Origin of the sequence: Nocardia crassostreae, from assembly GCF_001613405.1 — a bacterium.
GTDB classification, from domain to species: domain Bacteria; phylum Actinomycetota; class Actinomycetes; order Mycobacteriales; family Mycobacteriaceae; genus Nocardia; species Nocardia crassostreae.
This window is the reverse complement of the sequence record NZ_BDCH01000015.1, coordinates 50,907-68,962: the sequence shown is the minus strand read 5'-3', so window position 1 is coordinate 68,962 and position 18,056 is coordinate 50,907. Positions and strand designations below refer to the sequence as shown.

The following is an 18,056-nucleotide window of genomic DNA, read 5'->3' as shown; positions in this document are numbered from 1 at the left end:
CGGACCATTCGTGAGCGCACTCGACATTCCCCTGGAAACCCCGCGTCCCACACGGAATTCCACGGTGTGGGCCGGGGTGGCGGCGGTGTTCATCGCCGTATTCATGCAAATGGTCGACGCGACGATCGTGACCGTCGCGATTCCGGATATCGTCCGCGATCTCGGGGCCAGTTCGGCCGAATCATCGCTCATGCTGACCGGTTACACCGTCGCCCTGGCGTGCGCGCTGTTGCCGAGTGCGCGCCTGGGGATGCGCTGGGGCCGCGGCGGCTTCTTCACCGCCGCGCTCGCGGTGTTCGTCGCGGCCTCGGTGCTGTGAGGCTTGGCCCCGACTCCGCTCGCGCTCATTGCCGCGCGCGTGCTGCAAGGAGCCGCGGCCGGGGCGGTATCGGCGCAACCGATCGCCATTATCAGCGCCCGGTTCGCCGATACCGCGCGCCGCAATCTCGCCTTCGCGCTCTACGGCGCGACCGCGGGCACCGCGGCCATGCTGGGACCGCTCATCGGCGGCGTGCTGCTGGGCGCGAATCCCCTGGACCTGTCCTGGCGTTCGATCTTCCTGGTGAATCTGATTCCCGGCGCGGTGGCGCTGGCGTTGGCCGCCCGGCATCTGCGGGGCACGGTGGTGCGCGAGCGGTGCGCCCTCGACGCGGTGGGCGCGGTGCTGGCCACGGCAGGGCTGTTCCTGCTCATCTACGGGCTCTCCATCGGCCGCGAACACCGATGGTCGCCACCGATTCTGGCCATGCTGGCGGCCTCGGCGGTGATCTTCGCGGGTTTCGTCGTCCACGAGCGCCGGGTGGCGGCGCGCGGCGGGTCCCCGCTGATCGATCCCGGATTGTTCGCCGCGCCACGATTTCTCGGCTGGATCCTGCCCTGCCTGGTGGTGTACGGCGTGTTCGGCGCCTACCTGTTCACCATGTCGGTCTCGCTCCAGTTCGGGCTCGGCTACAGTGCCTTGCGCACGGGAGTGGCGACGCTGCCGTTCTCGGCGGGCGCGGTCATCGGCGCGCTGTCCGCGCCCCGATTGGCGGGCCTGCTCGGCAACCGGTTGATCGGCATCGGCACCGTCCTGTTCGGTGTCCTGCTCATCGGCTGGCTCCTGGCCCTGGAACCCTCACCCGCCACCCTGTCGTGGCCGGTGCTGTTCGTCCCGCTGATCCTCGGCGGCCTGGGTGTTGGCGCGGCGGCCGCGCGCTTGCAGATCGCGGTGGTGGCGGCCGTTCCGCCGAAATTCATCGATTCCGCCTCCGGCCTGGTGCCCACCGCCCAGCAGGTCGGAAACTCCCTCGGCGTGGCGCTGATCGGCATCCTGTTCTTCCACGCCATCGCGGTCGCGGCCCCGGCGGCGGTCAGCCAGGAGCGTGACCAACTCCAATGCGAGACCACCGCCATCACCCCCTTCGCCCCGACCATCGCCAATGAGTTCGCCCGGTGCGCGACCCTGCAACTGCAATCGCCCACCCCCGAGCGCACTCCCGACGGCTGTGACCACTCCGGTGCGTCACAACAGCAACCCGGCGCCGCCAAGGTCGCCGAGCAGGTGACCCCGACGGTTCAGGCCGCCGCGCAACGTCTCTCGGGCACGGCCACCGTCACCGCCTTCCGGGTGACGGTGGCCGTCCTGCTCGTGCTCGTCTCCCTGACGAGCCTCCCGCTGCTGATTCGACGCCGAAAGCGCAGCGGCGCTTCGTAATCGCGGAGCCTGTCATTCCGGCGTGCCGTCTCGTCGGACAGGTGTAGGCATCCCGACGACAGGAGCGAACGATGGAAGCACGAATGAATCTGTTCGAGAACCCGATGGCGGCCAAATCCCTGAAGTACCTCGCCTCGGCGGGCAAGGTGGTCGCGGATTCGACCGTGCCCTATGCGACGCAGGAGTTGATGCGCATGCGGGCCAGCCAGATCAATGGCTGCGGATTCTGTCTCGATATGCACACCAAGGAGGCCGCGCATGCGGGCGAGAATGCGCTGCGGCTCAATCTGGTCGCGGTCTGGCGTGAGGCGACGGTGTTCACCGAGGCCGAGCGGGCCGCGCTGGCACTGACCGAGCAGGGGACCCGGATCGCCGATGCGTCCGGCGGGGTCACCGACGAGGTGTGGGCCGATGTCGTCAGGCATTACGACGCGGATCAGATCAGCGCGATGGTGGTGCTCATCGCCAATATCAACGCCTTCAACCGGGTCAATGTGATCACCCGGCAGATCGGTGGTGAGTACCGGGTCGGCCAGTTCGGGTAGCGAGACTCCACCCGGGAGCGGCGGGGCTGTACTACCGTCGGGTGGATGCTGCCATGGTCTGCGGAACTTGCCGGACGACTCGACGAACACGTTTTCGACAGTGCGCTGCTGCGGGACAACCCGCTGAAGGACCCGCACGAGCGTCCGCTCTGGGTGTATGTGCCGCCGGGATACGACGAGGACGAGGATCGCCGGTACTCGGTTGTCTATGTGATCCAAGGGTATTCGGGGCATGTGCAGATGTGGCGGAACCGTATGCCGTTCCGCCGCCCGTTCATCGAAACCGCGGACGAGGTGTTCGCCACGGCGGCGGCGCCGCCCGCCATCCTCGTCTACGTGGACGCGTGGACGGCCTACGGCGGCAGTCAGTTCGTCGATTCGTCCGGGACCGGGCTCTACCACTCCTACCTGTGCGAGGAGATCGTACCGTGGGTGGACGCCAACTATCGCACGCGCGCCGATCGGGATCATCGCGCCATCATGGGTAAGAGCAGCGGCGGATTCGGGGCGATGATCACGCCCATGCTGCGGCCGGATCTGTTCGGGGCCTTGGCCACTCATGCCGGTGACGCGCTCTACGAGTTCTGCTACATTCCCGAATTCGCTACTGCCGTACGGCATTTGCGGCAGTACGACGGGGATATCGAGCGCTGGTGGGAGGAATTTCAAGGGCGCGTGTCGTTCACCAGGCCCGAGGACGAGGATCTGCTCACTCTCTACGGCGTCGCGGCCTGCTTCTCGCCCGCGGTGGACGGGCGGCCGCAATTGCCGTTCGACACCGACACCGGGGTGCTGATACCCGAGGTGTGGCAGCGGTGGCTGTCCTGGGATCCGGTGCGCATGGTACCCGGCCACGCCGAGGCGTTGCGGTCGATGCGGGCGATCTGGATCGACGGCGGTACCCGGGACGAGTGGTATCTCGATATCGGCGCGAAGGCGTTCCGCAATGCGCTGCTGTCCAGCGAGGTGGAGCCGGAGACCATTCATTTCGAGTTGTTCGACGCCGGGCACGGCGGTATCGACTACCGGTATCCGATGTCGCTGGCGTGGCTGGTGCGTCGGCTTGAGCACGCCGGATCATGATGCGGGGCACCGCGTCCCGGCCGGTGGCGCGGTGCCGTCGCGCAGGTAGGCGTTGACCGTGCGATCCACGCACGCATCGACGCCGCCGTACGCGCCGTGACCGTCACCGCGATAGGTGAGCAGCACGCCCGAGGCCAGCGACTCGGCCAGCTCGGTGACCCAGGAGTAGAGCGCTTGCGGGTCACCGGTATTGCCGATGAGCAGGATCGGGGCCGCACCCGTCCCGTCGATGCGGTCGCGGCCCACGCCGTACACCGGCCAGTGCGCGCATTCGACCAGACGCAGCGCGGTGAGCTCGCCGAAACGCGGTGACGCGCGGGCGAAGTCGGGCAATAGGGCGTGGACCTGGTCGGTGGTGTAGCTGTCCGGATAGTCGGCGCAGTTGGCGGCCGTATTGATGGCGGTGAAGTTGTTGTCAGTGCCGTCGGCGCGGCGGCCTGCGAAAACGTCGGCGTAACCGATGAGTGCACTGCCGTCGCCCGCATACGCCTCGGCGAGTGCCGTACTCAGGTGCGGCCACGTCTCGGGCGCGGCGATGCCGAGGCCGACGGCCGCGAGAGCCGTTGCGCGGGTGAGCGGTTCGCCGCGATCGGTCGGCGCCGGTGCGGAATCGAGGCGGGAGAGGAATGCGTCGAACCCTTCCAGGGCCGCCGTGCCGGAGTCGCCGAGCGGGCAGGATCCGGCGCTCACGCAGCATTCGAGGAATCGGCGCAAGGCGCGCTCGCTGCCCTTGGACTGGTCGAGCAGGCTCTGTCGGAAAGTGCGTAGGGGCGTTCCCGGAGCATCCAGGACCATCCGGCCGACGCGCTGCGGGAACAGGGTGGCGTAGGCCGCGCCCAATTGACCGCCGTAGGAGACGCCGAGAAAGTTCAAGCGCTCGTCGCCGACCGCGTCGCGAATGAGGTCGAGATCGCGGGCCGAATCGAACAGCCCGATGCGCGGCAATAGGGAACCGGAGCCCGTGACGCAGGATTCGGCGAACTCGCGGCTGGTGTCGTCCAGGGCCGCCCATTCCGCATCGGTGCGTGGAACCCGGTCCGGCAGGGGCGCTTCCGCGCATCGCACGGCCGTGCTGCGGCCGACGCCGCGCGGATCCCAGGACACCAGATCGTAGCGATCCAGCACCCCGCCCAATCGTCCGGCCATCCCGAGCACCGTGTCGAATCCGGACCCACCGGGTCCGCCCGGGTTGTAGACCAGCGATCCGATCCGCCGCGCCGGATCGGCCGTCCGGGTCCGGATGAGCGCGAGTTCGATGGTCCCGCCCTCCGGATTCCCATGGTCCAGGGGTGCGGTGATGGTCGTGCACTCCCAGATTCGTTCGCCGTCGCTCACGCCGGTGCACGGCGACCACGCCGGTGGCGGCGGGCCCACGGGCGTGGTGCTCACCGGTTGACCTGTGCACGCGGCGACCACCAGGACGCTCACCGAGGCCAGCCCATACCGCAGCCCGATTCGCACAGCACTCCTTCTCCCTGCCCGGAGTAGGTCTCGCTGGGAACCGTTCGAGTATGCGCGGCCCGCCGCGCCGGGCACGTCGCCCGGCGGAGGGAATCGCGGTCATCCTCGAGAACGATCCGTCAGCGCGGCCGCGACAGCAGCGACTGCGCGACGACGAGGCAGCCGAGCATCAGCACGGCCAGGCCGATCACCCGGAATCCGGTGTCCGCGGCCGTGACGAATGCGCCGATGACCTCGGACGAGCGATCGGGGGTCGTGGCGGCGAGCGCCTGGGCCACCGTGTGCGGATCGTGGCTCGCGCGGATATCGGCGGGCAGGGCGTCGGCGAAGCGGGCGGTCAGAATGGTGCCGATGACGGCTACGCCCAAAGCGCTGCCGAATTCGCGCGTGGTGGCCTGCAATCCGGTGCCGACCCCGGCCTGCGCCGCGGGCAGCGATCCCGCGATCACCCCGGAGAGGGTCGGAAGAGCCAGTGTCACACCGATTCCGGTGACGACCAGCCAGGCGGCGTAGACCGCGTAGGGCGTGTCCGCGCCCGTGGTGGACAGCCCGAGCAGCCCGCCGCCGACGAACAGGAAGGCCAGGGCGGTGGTGGCGTCCAGTCCGATGCGCTGCGACAGGCGTGCCACGTACCGCGCGCCGAGAATGATCGGCACGGTCAGCGGGATGATGCCGAGACCGGTCTGCAGGACGCCGAATCCCTTGCCGTACTGCAGGAACGAGGCATTGACGTAGAACAGGGCGAACATGCCGAAGAAGACCGTGGTCATGCCCAGGCAGGCGCTGCGCAGCGCGGGAATGCGGAGCAGCCGGGGATCGAGCAGCGGGTGCTCGACTTTCAGCTCGACGAGCGTCAACGCCGCGAAAAGGACTGCCGCGCTGACGAACCCGGTGACCACGAGGGCGCTGCCCCAGCCCGCTTCCGGACCGTCGACAATGCCGAGCAGCAGGGCGAAGGACGCGGCGACGAGCAGCCAGCGCCACGATCCGCTCGCGAGCACCGCCCCGCCGCCCACATTGCCGACGACCCCGCCGATTCCGGTCATGGCGGCCCAGGCCGCGATGGTCGCGCCCTTGCGTTCGGCGGGCACCGCGTGGAGCAGGATGGCGAGGGTATTGGGCAGCACCGCCGCCGCGCCGACTCCGGTGATCGCCCGGCCCGCGAGCAGGACGGGCACGGTCGGGGCCACCGCCGAGAGCAGCGCCCCCGCCGCGAACAAGGCCAGCCCGGTGAGCAGAACGCCCTTGCGGGCGAAGCGGTCTCCCGCGGCGCCGCCCGGAATCACCAGGCAGGCGAAGCAGATCACATAGGTGTCGACGATCCAGATCAAGGCGGACGCGGAGGGACGCAGATCGCTCGCGGCGAGCATGGGCACGGCGAGATTGACGGCGGCGACCATGCCGACCACGAGGCCGACGCAGGCGCACATGACGGCGAGCAGGCTGCGCTGGGCGACCGGGTGGGCGGGCCGCGCGCGTGACTCGGGGAACGGGGTACGGATCAGACCATTTCGTGGCATGGAGGAGACGGTATGGACGTGCTGATTCTTCGTGCCACGCAACTTTGACAAGGATTTCTTGCATAGGATGCAACTATGCGTGAGCTCGACCTGAATCTCCTGCGCGTCTTCGACGCACTGCTCCAGGAGGGCAGCGTCACGGCGGCGGCCGAACGCCTGCACCTGTCCATCCCGGCCACCAGCCGCGCCCTGGGCAGGCTGCGCCGCGCCATGGACGACCCGATCCTGGTGCGCGCCGGACGCGGTATGGCCCCGACGCCGTTCGCGCTGCGCACCGCGCCCCGGGTGCGGTCGCTGCTGGACGAGGCGGCGGCCTTGATCAGCGCCGATCGGGAGATCCTCATGGCGGAACTGAAGCGCACCTTCACGATTCGCATCAACGACGGTGTCGCCGCAACCCTCGCCACGGCTGCGGTCGAGGCCGTGGCGGCCGTCGCGCCGCAGGTCACGCTGCGGTTCGTGGCCGAGGGCAGCGAGAGCGCCGAGGCCCTGCGGGACGGTTCGGTCGATCTCGACATCGGTGCGGGTGATGTCGCCGCCCCGGATATCCGCAGCGCCACGCTGTACCGCGAACAGGTGGTCGCCATCGTGCGCGCGGACAGTGCGCTGGGTCGCGGTCGCCGTCCGACGTTGCGGCAGTTGTGCACCCAGCCGCATGTGTCGGCCTCGCGCCGCGGGCGTGCCCGCGGCCCACTCGACGATGCGCTCGAGGCGGCGGGCCTGCAACGGCGGATTGCCGCCGTCGTCCCCACCTCCGCGGTCGCCATTCTGCTGGTCGCCGCAGGAGATTACGTGGGCCTGGTGCCGCGACGACTGGCCGAACAGTACGGACCGGTGCTCGGCATCCGCTGGTTCCCGGTCCCGGTCGATCTGCCGGAGGTCGAGATCCGATTGCTCTGGCATGCGCGCCTGGACGCCGACCCGGCCCAGCGCTGGCTGCGCGAGACGATTCGCGCGGCGTTCGGCACCGGGAATCCGGCCGCGGGCAACTGAGCGTTCACCCGCCGTTCGCGCGGCGAAAACCTTGTGACACAAGGCAATACATGCGCCTAGACTGCGCGAGCGCAGCCGTGGACAGAGGAGGCCGCGATGACCGATGCGCGCACCGCCGGGAAAGCTCGCGTCCCGCACCGGAACCGGCGGCCCGAACGGCGCGTCACGCTGTGGCTGACGGGCGTGGCACTGGCGCTGGGTGCGTTCCAGATGGTCCTGCTGCCCGTGATCTTGCTGCCGCGCGACGCGGCCTGGGGTTGGCTGCTGCTGCCCCTGGCGCTGCTGACCACCCCGTTCTGGTCGGTGATCCACGAATCCATTCACGGCACGCTCACCGGGCGGCGCGGGCTCAACGATCGGTGCGGGCGGGCCCTGGCCGTGCTGTACGGGTCGCCGTTCACACTGCTCAAGACCGGGCATCTGCTGCATCACCGCTACAGCCGCACCCGGGAGCGCACCGAGATCTACGATCCCGCCACCTCCAGCTGGGCGAAGACCGCGCCCGGGTACTACCTGCGGCTGTTCGGCGGACTGTATCTCCTGGAGGCCGCCGCGGTGGTGCTCGCCGTGCTGCCCGCCGCCGCACTGCGCGCGCTGGGCCGCCGCTTGGATTCGCCCGATACCGTGACGGGACCACTGTTCGAACGGATCGCGCAACCCGGTGTGCTGCGGCAGTTCCGCATCGACGCGGCGGCCATCATCGCGCTGTATGCCGGTGCACTGCTCGCCTACGGTGCGCACGCCTGGATGCTGCTGGCCGCCATCGGCGGGCGGGCGGTGATCATCTCGGTGTCCGACAATGCCTATCACTACGGGACCGATCTCGACGCGCCCTTGGAAGCGCTGAATCTGCGGTTGCCACGGGGGCTGGAGCGGTTCGCACTCAGTTTCAACCTGCACGGCGTGCATCATCGCCATCCCGGCCTGCGCTGGTACGAACTGCGCGGCGCGTTCCTCGCCGAGGACGGGCGCTACGACCTGGGCTGGTTAGGTGCGGCGGCGCGGCAGCTGCGGGGTCCGATCGAACTGCCCTAGCGATCGATACCCGGTGGGTGCGGGTGAGTGGGAAGCTATAGGCGGGGACCTCATTCACAGCTTTGCCATACCCGAGGGGTGGGAGCTATGCCGGTAATGAACGACGAGGTGGAGGTACTGATAGTCGGCGGGGGGCCGGTCGGGCTCACCGCGCGCATCCTGCTGGAACGCTGGGGCGTCCGGGTGCTGCTGGTCGAGAAACACCGTGAGCTGCCGCCGTTCCGGCGCTCCCGGCTGGTGAACATGCGCTCGATGGAGATCTTTCGCAGGCTCGGGATCGCCGCGGAGATCACGCGCCGCGGGTTCGCGCCGGAATTCGGCCGCGTCCGATTCCGGGACACGCTCCAGGACGGCGACTACGCCACCGCGGCGATGATCGGGATCAATGCGCCGATCCCCGAGAGTCCGGAGATCGGCGTGGTCACCTCGCAGGATCGGCTGGAGCCGATCCTGCTCGGGGCGGCGGAGGCGCCGGTGCGGTTCGGGGTGGAGCTCACCGAGCTGAGCGAGGACGCCGAGGGCGTGGCGGCCGTCCTCACCGATCTCGACGATGGCGTGCGGTCCCGGGTGCGCGCCCGGTACGTGCTCGCCGCCGATGGCGCGAATTCCACCGTCCGCGAGCAATTGGGCATCGGCGCGAGTGGTCCGGGCGCTATCGGTCGTTTCACCACCGTGGTCTTCGACGCCGAACTGCACGACTGGGCCGCCGCACAGCCCGCGGGGCTGTACATGACCACGCGGGGCACGTTCGCGCCGCTGTATCCCGAAGGCGGGTGGGCCTGGTTCTCCCGCGCGCCCGAGGATCCGGCGAGCGCCGATTGGGCGGCCCTGGTATCGCGCGCGCTCGGCCCGGATATCGCGGCGAAACCCGAGGTGCTGCGGGTTCAGCACTGGGTGATGAACGCCTTCGTCGCCGACCGTTTCACAGACGGGCGGATCCTGCTGGCCGGTGATGCCGCACATGCCGTCCCGGTGTTCGGCGGGCTCGGCATGAACGCGGGCCTGTCTGATGTGCACAATCTGTGCTGGAAACTGGCGGGCGTGCTGCACGGCTGGGCCGCGCCGGGGTTGCTGGAAACCTATGAGACGGAACGACTTCCGGTCGCGCAGCAGACGCTGCGGCAGGCGGTGGCGAATGCGCAGCTCGCGCTGCGGGTCCAGGCCGAACGCCGGGAGCACCGGCGCTACGACGCGGCGGGGGAGGAGATCGAGCCGCCGTGGGCCAACCAGTTCTCCGACCAGCGCGGGCTGCTGCTCGGCGTCACCTACAGCTCGGCCGCCGTGCTGCCCGACGGCGACAGCCCGGCCGCCGCGGCCACGAAGCCCGGACGCCGTCTGCCGCACCGGTGGCTCACCGCCGAACGGTCCACTCTCGACGAACTCGGTGAATGGTTCACGCTGCTCACCGCGGACCCCGCGCACTGGGAGCCCGGCGGCGGCGTCCGCTGGCCGGTGCGCATCGAGGCGCTACCGGTCGTGCACGCCACGCACTGGGGCCTCGGCGCGCGGGGCGCGCTGCTCGTGCGGCCCGACGATCACATTGCCGCCCGCTGGCTCGACCCGCACGCCGGGGACTACACCCTGCGCGATGCGCTGGCCACGCTCACCGGCGGACCCGTATCGTACTGACGCGCAACCGGATTCGATGACTCACCATTCGGCGAAGGAACCGTCCCTGCGCTGCCAGATCGGATTGCGCCAGCGATGGCCGATCGCGGCGGCGCGCGCGACCGCCCGCTCGTCGACGAGGATCCCCAGCCCCGGTTCGCGCAGCAGCCCGACGTAGCCGTCCCGGTAGTCGAAAACCGCCGGGTCGACGAGATAGTCGAGCAGATCGGAGCCGGTGTTGTAGTGGATGCCGAGGCTCTGTTCCTGAATGAGCAGATTCGGGGTCGCGAAGCCCAGCTGGAGGCTGGCGGCGAGCGCGATGGGACCCAGGGGACAGTGCGGGGCGAGCGCGATATCGCGGGCCTCTGCGGCCGCGGCGATGCGGCGGACCTCCGAGATACCACCGGCGTGCGAGAGGTCGGGCTGGATGACGGCGACGCCCTGGGCGAGGACGGGGGCGAAGTCCCAGCGTTAGTAGAGGCGTTCGCTGGTCGCGATGGGAATGGCGGTGGCGCTGGTGATTTCGCCGATGCGGTCGCTGACCTCGGGAACCAGGGGTTCTTCCACGAACAGCGGGAGGTGAGGCTCGAGCAGGGGGAGGACCCGGCGTGCCATGGCGACGGACAGGCGGCCGTGGAAGTCGACGGCGATATCGAACTCGTCGCCGACCGCCGTGCGCACGGCGGCGACCCGGTCGGCAATGGCGGTGGTCGCGCGCGGGGTGTCGATGGGGTCCAGTTCGGCGGAGGCGTTCATCTTGATGGCGGTGAAGCCCTGGGATTTCCGTTCGAGGGCCGCGGCCGCGACATCGTCGGGGCGATCGCCGCCGATCCAGCTGTAGACGCGAATGCGTTCGCGGACCGCGCCGCCCAGCAACTGCCACACCGGGACGCCGAGCGCCTTGCCGGTGATATCCCACAGGGCCTGATCGATGCCCGCGACGGCGCTCGACAAGATCGGCCCGCCGCGGTAGAAGCCGCCCTTGGTGAGGGCCTGCCAGTGCGCCTCGATGCTCATCGGATCCTTGCCGACGAGGTAGTCCGCCAGTTCTGCGACGGCGGCGGCCACCGTCTGGGCGCGGCCCTCGACGACCGGTTCGCCCCAGCCGGTGATTCCCTCGTCGGTGTCGATGCGCAGAAAACACCAGCGCGGCGCGACGAGGTAGGTGGTCAATGCGGTGATCTTCACCGGGATTCCTTTCGTACGCTCCAGCCGCCGTCCACCACGAGATTGGCACCGGTAATGAAGGAGGCGTCGTCGGAGGCGAGGAAGGCGACCGCGGCGGCCACCTCGTCGGGATCGCCGAGCCGATCCAGAACCGTTGCCCGCGCGGACAATTCCCGTCCCTCGGCATCGACGTCATCCCAGACGGGGGTGAGGATCGGGCCGGGCAGTACGGCATTGAACCGCACCCGGGAGCGCCCGTACTCGACCGCGAGCTGCCGGACCAGGGCGGTGAGCCCGCCCTTGGCCGCGGCGTAGACCGGGTAGCCGGGCAGCCCGAATTCCGCGTGCACGCTCGAGATGGCGACCACATTGCCGCGCTGTGCGCGCAGGTCGTCGATGAACGCGCGCACGCCCAGGAACAGCGGCGTGAGATTGACCGCCAGCCCCTCCTCCCACTGCCACAGGGACAGCTCGTGCGCGGGAATCACGGCCTGCCGAGAGGCATTGCTGCACATGAAGTCCAAGCGCCCGTGCCGCTCGCGCACGAAGTCCCGCAGCGCCGCCCACGAGTCCTCCTGCGACACATCACACCAGCGGTACTCGGCCTGGCCACCGGCCGCGCGGATCTTCGCCGCGACCTCGGGCCCGGCGGTCTCGTCGATATCGGCGATCACGATCGTCGCGCCCTCGGCGGCCAGCCGCCGCGCCGTGGCGGCCCCGATCCCGGAGGCCGCACCGGTGACCACCGCAATCCTGTCGGTCAGCCGACTCATGCTCTTCCCCTTCGTCATCATCGCTGAACATCGGCCCCGTCGAGCAGCCCGAGCTTGTGCCGGAACGGCAACCCCGCCCAGTCACCCGGCACCGAGACCACGAACGCGCCACAGATGGTGGCCAACCGCAGCCGCTCCCGCGCCGATGCGCCGTCGAGCAGCCCGGCGAGATACCCGGCGACGAAAGCGTCACCCGCCCCGACCGGATCGACACTGGTCACCGTCGGCGGGCGCTGCTCGATCAACTCACCGTCGCAGTACACGACCGCACCATCCCCGCCGAGTTTGAGAACAACCTCCGAAGTCCCCCACCCCGCAAGGGATTCCGCCATCGCCGCCGGTCTCCCCGCCGGAACCAGCAGCGCCGCCTCCTCGGCCCCGGCGAACACGATGTCGGCCCGCCCGGCCAACTTCGCCAACTCGGCGGCAGCCTCGGACTCCGTCCACAAAGCGCTCCGAAAGTTCACGTCGAGCGATACCGTCACCCCCGCCTCGACGGCGGCATCCACCGCCGCGTGCACCGCCGCGCGCGCCGAAAGACTCAGTGCGGGAGTGATTCCGGTGATGTGCAGAACTCGCGCGGCGGCAATGGCCGCCGGATCGACCTGTGCGGGCGACAGCCGCGCCCCGGCCAGCTCCCGGCGGTAGTACGTGACCCGAATCCGATCGGCCGTGCGCCGCTCCCGCAGCATGAGCCCGCTCGGCAGCTCCGCATCGACCCGGCATCCCGACACATCCACCCGCTCGGCACGCAACCGATCCAGAATCATCACCCCCACGGCATCCCCGCCGACGCTCCCGATCCACGCACTCGCATGTCCCAGCCGACTCACCCCGATGGCAACGGTCGCCTCCGCCCCCGCGAAATCCAGTCGCATAGTCGCCCCCGGCGCCAAGGGCCCGGGTTCGGTCGCCGCGACCACCCCCAGCGCCTCGCCGAGCGTGACCAGTCCGCCCCTCATGACAGCTGGTCCCGCACCACGGCGGCGCGGTCACGCAGGGCGTCGAGATCGCCTCCGGCGCAGGCGTCCCCGATGAGTGGGGAGCCGATGCCCACGGCTGCCGCGCCCGCATCGAGATACGCCCGGATTTCGTGGAGGCGCACCCCGCCGGTGGGCACCAGCGGAATGTCCGGCAGCGGAGCGTGCACGGCGCGGATGTATTCGGGCCCGCCCACCGCGATGGGGAAGACCTTGACCATGGCGCTGCCCTCCACCCATGCCTGCCGAATCTCGGTGGGAGTCAACGCGCCCGAGATCACCGGCACCCCGAGCCGCCGACCCTGGGCAATGACCTCCGCACTGACGACGGGCGTGATCAGGTACGCGGCACCGGCCTCCACCGCGTGCTCGGCGTCGGCGGCGCTGAGCACGGTACCGGCGCCGATCGGGTGCTCGAACTCCGCGCATTCGCGCAATGCGTCGAGCGCACCCTCGGTGTTCAGCGTGAATTCCACAGCGGTGATCCCGGATTCGTGCAGTACGGCCGCCACCTCGGCGAAGCGGTCGGCCTTCGCCGCGCGCAGGATCGCGATGACCGGTATGTCGGGCCGCAGTACGTCCGGGCGCTGCGGGGTCGTGGTATCAGCGGTCATCGGTGTGCACCAGTCTCAGGTCGGCGAACGGGGTCATCGGGAGGCCGGTGATCCCCGGCGTGCAGGCGAACAGGCGACCGGCGTTCGGTTCCCGGGCCGCGTCGGCCTCGGCGGCCGTGGTGATCACGAGGATGTCCAGGTCCGGGCCCGCGAAGGTGCAGCTCGATACCTGGGAGGGGCCGACTTCGATTTCTGCGCGTGGGCGTCCGGCCGGGTCGAAGGCGCGGACTCGGCCTGCGCCCCAGACGGCGGTCCAGACACAGCCGTCGGAGTCGACGGTCAGGCCGTCGGGTTCGCCGTCGTCGAAGTGGGCGAAGGGGCGGCCTTCATCGGAAGTTCCTGTGGTGAGATCGTATTCGAAGGCATCGATGCGGTGGGTGGGGCTGTCGGCGTAGTAGAGGGTGGCGCCGTCGGGGCTCCAGCCGAGGCCGTTGGAGATGCTCACGCCGGTGCGGAGGGTGGTGAGGGTGCCGTCGGGGTCCAGGCGGTGCAGGGCCGCGCTGTGGCGGGTGCCGTCCTCGGCCATGGTGCCCGCCAGGAGGCGGCCGCGAGGGTCGACCTTTGCGTCGTTGAGGCGGCGGGGGATGTGGTCGGTGGGGAATGGCAGTCTGGCCAAGGGCGTGCGGTCGCCATTGCCGTCCAGGCGGACGATGGTGTCGCCCACGGTCGCCAGGAGGCGGCCGGAAACGCAGGGGAGTACGGCGCTCACGGGCGGGGACAGTGTGAGGGTTCTCGGGTTGGTGAGGTCCGTTGTGGCGGAAGACATTTCGGCCCGGTGAATGTGCCCGGCGCGGATGTCGACCCACAGCAGTTCTCGAGTGCGCGGATCCCAGACCGGGCCTTCGCAGAGGCGGCCGGGCGGGGGAGCGCACACGTGTGCTCTCAGGGTGTCCATGGGAATCCTCGGTGAGGTCAGGTCGGCAGGCCGACGGCGCGTTCGCCGCCGCGGCGCTGCTGGATGACGACGGCGGCCACGAGCAGGGAGCCCTGGGCCACGTTCTGCCAGAAGGTGTTCACGCCGACGACGTTCAGGCCGTTGTCGAGTGCGCCGAGCAGGAGGACCGCGAGCAGGGTGCCGCCCACGGTGCCTTTGCCGCCCTTGAGGGCGCAGCCGCCGAGGGCGGCGGCGGTGATCGCTTTGAGTTCCAGGCCCTCGCTGCCGGATACCGGCTGGCCGGATCCGGTGCGGGCGGTGAGGATGATGCCCGCGATGGCGGCGATCACGCCCGCGAGGACGTAGACGGCGATCAGGTATTTGTTGATATTGATGCCGGAAAGGCGTGCGGCGGTGTCGTTTCCGCCGATGGCGTAGATATTGCGGCCGATATCGGTGTACTTCAGCAGGACGTGCACGGCGAGCGCGACCAGAGCGAGGATGATCACCGGCACGGGTAGTCCGAGGATCTTGCCGCGCGCCAGGAAGATGAAGATATCGTTGCCGAGGACGAAGCCCTGCGCCTTACCGCCCGAAATCAATTGGGCCAGGCCCTTGTAGGCGGCCAGCGTGGCGAGGGTCGCGATGACCGGGTTGACCCGGCCGTAGACGATGATCAGCCCGTTCGCCAGGCCCAACACCAGCCCGAGACCGACGGCGGCCAGCACCCCGAGCAGGGCGTTGCCGGAGGTCGCGGTGAAGGCCATGGCGCTGATGACCGAGGCCACACCGGCCTGCGAGCCGACCGAGATGTCCAGGCCGCCGCAGATGATCACCACCGTCTGCACGACGGCCAGCAGTCCGAAAACCGTGACGGCATCCCCGATTCCGGCAATATTGCGCGGATCGAGATACCCGTCGTTGAGCCAGCCGAAGATGGCCACCACCACCGCCAGCGCGCCGAGGAGGCTGAGATTGCCGGTGCCGATGGCCTGCGCGATCCGGCGCGGGGTGAGGGTGGACAGGCCGCCGAGATAGCGGGCGAGCGCCGGTGGCGCGGCGGAAACCGCGGGCTCCGTGGCCGGTTCGAGTCTTTGGTCGGTCATTGTCTTCCTACGCTTGCGATGTCAGGTCGTCGGCCATGGCGAGGGCGAGAATCGCCTCCTCACCGGCGTCGGCGCGGTCCAGTTCGCCGGTGACGCGGCCCTGCTGCATGACGACGACGCGGTCGGCCAGGCCCAGCACTTCGGGGAGTTCGGAGGAGATCACCAGCACCGCCACGCCGGACTCGGCCAGCTCCTCGATAATGTGGTAGATCTCGATCTTCGCGCCCACATCGACGCCGCGGGTCGGCTCGTCCAGGATGAGCACCTTGGGCTTGCGGGCCAGCCAGCGCGCCAGCACCACCTTCTGCTGATTGCCGCCGGACAGCTTGCGCACCTCCTGTTCGATGGAGGGCGTGCGCACGCGCAGCGCCGCCACATAGTCCAGGGCCAGTTGCCGTTCCGCGCCGCGGCGCACGAATCGCCAGCGCCGCAGGCGATCCAGCATGGCGAGGGTGATGTTGTCGCGTACGCCGCGATGCAGCAGCAGCGCCTGGGCCTTGCGTTCTTCGGGGGCGTAGCCCATTCCGGCGCGCACCGCATCGCGCGGCTGGCGCAGCCGCACGCGGCGGCCGTCCACGCGAACCTCGCCGGAGTGGATGGGCAGATCCCCGGCCAGCGCACCGGCGAGTTCGGATCGGCCCGCGCCGACCAGCCCGGCCAGCGCCACCACCTCGCCCGCGCGCACCCGCAGGGTCACCTCCCACACATCGTCGGTGGTGACCGCGTCCACCTCGAGCATGACCCGCCCGAGCTCGGTGTGCTTGCGCGCGAACACCGTCGACAGATCGCGGCCGACCATCATCCGGACGATGTCCTGATCGTTGGTGTCGGCCGTATCGCGCACCCCGACGAGCGCGCCGTCGCGAAGGACAGCCACCCGATCGGCCAGCTGGAAGATCTCCCGCATCCGGTGCGAGACATAGATGATGGCCAGCCCGCGCTCGCGCAGGCGGCCGATGAGGGCGAACAGCGCATCGGTCTCGTGCTCGGACAGCGAGGAGGTCGGCTCGTCGAAGGCGATCACCTTGGCGTCGGTGGTCAGCGCCCGCATGATCTCGACCAATTGCCGTTGCGCGGCAGTCAGTTTCGAGCCGGTGGTCTCGGGGTCCAGATCCCGGTCGAAGCCGAGCCGGGTGAGGTCGGCCCGCATGCGGGCGCGCAGGGCCGCGCGGTCGAGCATGCGGCCCGCCCGGCGCGGCAGCGCACCCAGGTAGACGTTCTCGGCGACCGACACGTGCGGCACGATCTCCGGTTCCTGCGCGATCACCCGGATGCCCGCCGCGCGCGCATCGGCCGGGCTCGCCAATTCCATTGGCGCGCCGTCGAGTTCGATCCGGCCGGTGTCGGGAAGATGGTCGCCGCCGAGTATGCGGATGAGCGTGGATTTGCCCGCGCCGTTCTCACCCATGAGCGCGGTCACCATACCGGCGGGAAAATCCAGGCTCACCTCGCGCAGCGCCGGAACCCCGGCGAAACTCTTGGCGAGCCCGGACACCCGCAGTCCGGTCAGCTGCACGTGACGCCCGCCTGCTCCCAGTTGCTCGCGTCCACCATCTCGGTCGGCGCGAAGACCTCGGCGGGCATGGCCTTGCCGTTCTTCAGGTAGTCGTACATGGTCTGCACGGCCAGCGCGCCGACATCCTCGCCATTGATGAACAGTGCCGCTTTGAATCCGGTCGGCTTGCCGCCGTGCCATTCCTTGCACGCCAGATACGCGCCCAGGCCGACGCCGAGCACATTGTCGGCGGCGTATCCGGCATTCTGGATGGCCGCGACGCCGCCGCTGACGTTCTCGTCATTGCAGCCCATGACGATCCAGTTCTTGACCGAGCGATTGCCCGCGACCGCGGCGGAAATCTTGTTCTGCGCATCCGAGGGAGTGTTGTCGGTGCCGACCTCGATCACGCGCACATCCGCGCCCGACGCCTCTTCGAAGGCTTGCTGATTCGCTTTCACGCGGTCGGTGCAGACGGTGATATCCTGTTTCCAGGCGTCGATGATGGCGGTCTCCTCGGGCTTCCAGCCCAGCTTCTTGAAGTCCTGACCGGCACGAGTGCCGACCTCGGCGCCCATCTGGGCGCCGCTGAATCCGACTCGGGGAACCAGGTTCTCCTTGGCGCACGCGGCTGGATCGGTGCCATTGGTGCAGATCTGATCGTCGGAGGTGAGCAGGGCGACGCCGCCGGATTTCGCCAGCTGCACCAACTGCGGACCCACCGACGGGTCGGGGACGACCACGATGACGCCGTTGGCCTTCTGGTTGATGGCGTTCTGCACCTCGGTGACCGCCTTGTTGGCGTCATTGCCCAGGTTCACCACCTTGAGGTCGATGCCGAGCTCCTTCGCCTTGGCCTTGGCGCCGTCGGCCTCGCCGATGAAATACTCCTGATCGCCTTGCTTCTGGGCGTACACCAGGCTGATCGGGCCCGTGGTCTGCTGCGGACCGCTCGTATCGGTACCGGATTCCTTGCCCGAGGAACAGGCGCTCGCCGCGAGCGCCAGCGAAATCCCGAGAATCGTCGCACTGGTCCATCGGCGTCGGTGGGTCCAGGACATGAGCACTCCTAGGTGGATCTGCCACAGATTGGCATGAGTTGTGAT

The 18,056-nt window shown here is 69.4% G+C and carries 14 protein-coding genes and 2 pseudogenes; 6 read left to right on the top strand and 10 right to left on the bottom strand.

Annotation, left to right across the window (positions count from 1 at the left end):
• The first annotated feature begins 10 nt into the window (after nt 1-10).
• From NC4_RS15495 to NC4_RS15485, 3 genes and pseudogenes are all read left to right on the top strand, one after another.
• Nucleotides 11-1,696 (top strand): annotated as a pseudogene (locus tag NC4_RS15495) (MFS transporter).
• Nucleotides 1,697-1,767: 71 nt separating this feature from the next.
• Nucleotides 1,768-2,241, top strand: a complete 474-nt coding sequence (locus NC4_RS15490) for a carboxymuconolactone decarboxylase family protein (protein ID WP_067538268.1) — start codon at nt 1,768-1,770, stop codon at nt 2,239-2,241.
• A 45-nt stretch (nt 2,242-2,286) separates the two neighbouring features.
• Nucleotides 2,287-3,324, top strand: a complete 1,038-nt coding sequence (locus NC4_RS15485; RefSeq protein WP_067538266.1) for an alpha/beta hydrolase — start codon at nt 2,287-2,289, stop codon at nt 3,322-3,324.
• Here NC4_RS15485 and NC4_RS15480 read toward each other — a convergent pair.
• On the bottom strand, nt 3,319-4,785 hold the full coding sequence (locus NC4_RS15480; protein ID WP_067538263.1) for an alpha/beta hydrolase: 1,467 nt from the start codon (nt 4,783-4,785) through the stop codon (nt 3,319-3,321). The genes NC4_RS15485 and NC4_RS15480 overlap by 6 nt on opposite strands.
• A gap of 119 nt (nt 4,786-4,904) precedes the next feature.
• Nucleotides 4,905-6,305, bottom strand: a complete 1,401-nt coding sequence (locus tag NC4_RS15475; RefSeq protein WP_067538261.1) for an MFS transporter — start codon at nt 6,303-6,305, stop codon at nt 4,905-4,907.
• Nucleotides 6,306-6,380: 75 nt separating this feature from the next.
• Here NC4_RS15475 and NC4_RS15470 point away from each other — a divergent pair, with 75 nt between their 5' ends.
• The 3 genes from NC4_RS15470 (at nt 6,381) to NC4_RS15460 (ending at nt 9,962) form a co-directional block, all read left to right on the top strand.
• Nucleotides 6,381-7,298: a LysR family transcriptional regulator gene (locus tag NC4_RS15470; protein ID WP_067538258.1), complete on the top strand. Its 918-nt coding sequence runs from the start codon at nt 6,381-6,383 to the stop codon at nt 7,296-7,298.
• A gap of 96 nt (nt 7,299-7,394) precedes the next feature.
• Complete coding sequence (locus tag NC4_RS15465) at nt 7,395-8,333, top strand: fatty acid desaturase (RefSeq protein WP_067538254.1); 939 nt, start codon at nt 7,395-7,397, stop codon at nt 8,331-8,333.
• Nucleotides 8,334-8,429: 96 nt separating this feature from the next.
• Nucleotides 8,430-9,962, top strand: a complete 1,533-nt coding sequence (locus tag NC4_RS15460; RefSeq protein WP_218021161.1) for an FAD-dependent monooxygenase — start codon at nt 8,430-8,432, stop codon at nt 9,960-9,962.
• A gap of 21 nt (nt 9,963-9,983) precedes the next feature.
• On the opposite strand, the pseudogene dgoD reads toward NC4_RS15460, so the two are convergent.
• The 8 genes and pseudogenes from dgoD to NC4_RS15420 form a co-directional block, all read right to left on the bottom strand.
• A pseudogene (dgoD, locus tag NC4_RS15455) lies at nt 9,984-11,129 on the bottom strand (galactonate dehydratase).
• Entirely contained in the window at nt 11,126-11,881 is a 756-nt protein-coding gene (locus tag NC4_RS15450; protein ID WP_067538721.1) for an SDR family NAD(P)-dependent oxidoreductase, read from the bottom strand. Before NC4_RS15450 ends, dgoD begins: the two are co-directional and overlap by 4 nt.
• Nucleotides 11,882-11,898: 17 nt before the next feature.
• On the bottom strand, nt 11,899-12,843 hold the full coding sequence (locus NC4_RS15445; protein WP_067538250.1) for a sugar kinase: 945 nt from the start codon (nt 12,841-12,843) through the stop codon (nt 11,899-11,901).
• On the bottom strand, nt 12,840-13,475 hold the full coding sequence (locus NC4_RS15440) for a bifunctional 4-hydroxy-2-oxoglutarate aldolase/2-dehydro-3-deoxy-phosphogluconate aldolase (RefSeq protein WP_067538247.1): 636 nt from the start codon (nt 13,473-13,475) through the stop codon (nt 12,840-12,842). The genes NC4_RS15445 and NC4_RS15440 overlap by 4 nt, the downstream gene beginning before the upstream one ends.
• On the bottom strand, nt 13,465-14,370 hold the full coding sequence (locus NC4_RS15435) for an SMP-30/gluconolactonase/LRE family protein (protein WP_067538244.1): 906 nt from the start codon (nt 14,368-14,370) through the stop codon (nt 13,465-13,467). The genes NC4_RS15440 and NC4_RS15435 overlap by 11 nt, the downstream gene beginning before the upstream one ends.
• A 17-nt stretch (nt 14,371-14,387) precedes the next feature.
• On the bottom strand, nt 14,388-15,455 hold the full coding sequence (locus NC4_RS15430) for an ABC transporter permease (RefSeq protein ID WP_084529157.1): 1,068 nt from the start codon (nt 15,453-15,455) through the stop codon (nt 14,388-14,390).
• 7 nt (nt 15,456-15,462) lie between these two features.
• Nucleotides 15,463-16,971 (bottom strand): sugar ABC transporter ATP-binding protein, encoded by a 1,509-nt coding sequence (locus NC4_RS15425; RefSeq protein WP_067538241.1) that lies wholly within the window; start codon nt 16,969-16,971, stop codon nt 15,463-15,465.
• Nucleotides 16,962-18,011 carry a substrate-binding domain-containing protein gene (locus tag NC4_RS15420; protein ID WP_067538718.1) on the bottom strand — a complete coding sequence of 350 codons (1,050 nt, stop codon included), beginning with the start codon at nt 18,009-18,011 and terminating at the stop codon, nt 16,962-16,964. The genes NC4_RS15425 and NC4_RS15420 overlap by 10 nt, the downstream gene beginning before the upstream one ends.
• Between the last annotated feature and the right edge of the window lie 45 nt (nt 18,012-18,056).